1 protein-coding gene is annotated in these 1,189 nt (G+C 56.5%); it reads right to left on the bottom strand.

Annotation, left to right across the window (positions count from 1 at the left end):
• Positions 1 to 991, bottom strand: a 991-nt coding sequence (locus ACX3P1_RS28145) for an IS110 family RNA-guided transposase (protein WP_459083095.1), incomplete at its 3' end; no start/stop codon positions are given.
• Positions 992 to 1,189 lie beyond the last annotated feature (198 nt).

A 1,189-nucleotide genomic window follows, 5' to 3' on the forward strand; every position in this document is an offset into this window, starting at 1 on the left:
TGAGGCACCGGATAATCTCTCGGTTGCTTTTGCCCTCTTTTTTGCGCTTGTTGACATAGGCAATAGTTGGTGAGTGGTTTTGCATTCGAACGATCGCCACCCGATACAGGGCCGCATTGGCTTGCCGGTTGCCGCCGCGATTGAGCCGGAAGCGGTTGGTCTTTCCGCTCGACGCAGGGATAGGACACACGCCGCAGAGTTTGGCGAGTGCAGCCTCTGAGCGGATCCGGGTTGGATCGTCACCGACGAGGATAAGCATTTCTGCCGCTGTCATCGTCGCGATCCCGTGGGATGCGAGCAAGATAGGCGCGCGGGCTGCGACGAGCTGTTCGAGCACTTTGTCGTGAGCCTGGATTTCTTCATGCAGCGTCAGCCAGCGTTGAGCCAACGCGCGCATAGCGGTTTTGGCCGATGCCATCGTCGAGGTGATTGCACCTGGCCTGAACGCGGCAATATGCCGGAGCAGTGCTACTTTGCCCTTAATCTGATCGAGCGTATCGCGTAACGCTGCAGGCGCGTTGATGATCAATGTTTTCAGGGTAATCATGGCCTGCGATCTGCTTTTTACGGCAGAGTCCCGTACGATCTTGAGATGACGGATCATCTCGACCGACCCGTTCTGGGTTTTCGGCTCAGCAATGGCTTGATCGCTGAGAACGGACCGTGCTGCGCCCTCGGCATCAAGGCTATCGCTTTTGCCATGCCGGTACCGTAATTGCCGGTTGGGTCGCGTCACTTCGATTACACGGTAATCATGTCCACGAAGATGCCGAGACAGGCCGGCACCGTACGAGCCGGTTCCCTCGATTCCAAACGCATCGACTTTACCCAGAGAAGTTGCCCAGTCCTCAAGCGCGCTATAGCCCTTGGTGTTTGTCGGGACAGAATAAGTGGCAAGCTTGGCACCATGCTGATCAATAGCCACGGCAACATGGGTGGATTTATGGGTGTCGGCGCCGATAATGACGCCACTGATTTTGATATTGGTCATGTCCTGTCCTCTCTGAACGGTGCCCGGGCACCGTTCAGAGAGGACAGGACTGTGAGGGGGCGAACCCGTCAGGCTCCTATGAAGTCACATCTCGCCCGTTGCCAGGGCGACTTGATGGCCGACACGTCAACGCAATGACACGCAGTCAATCGTAGCATGGGTCAGACCATCAAGCCGCGGCAACATAATCACAATCAT

This window comes from Mesorhizobium sp. A623 (assembly GCF_054489405.1).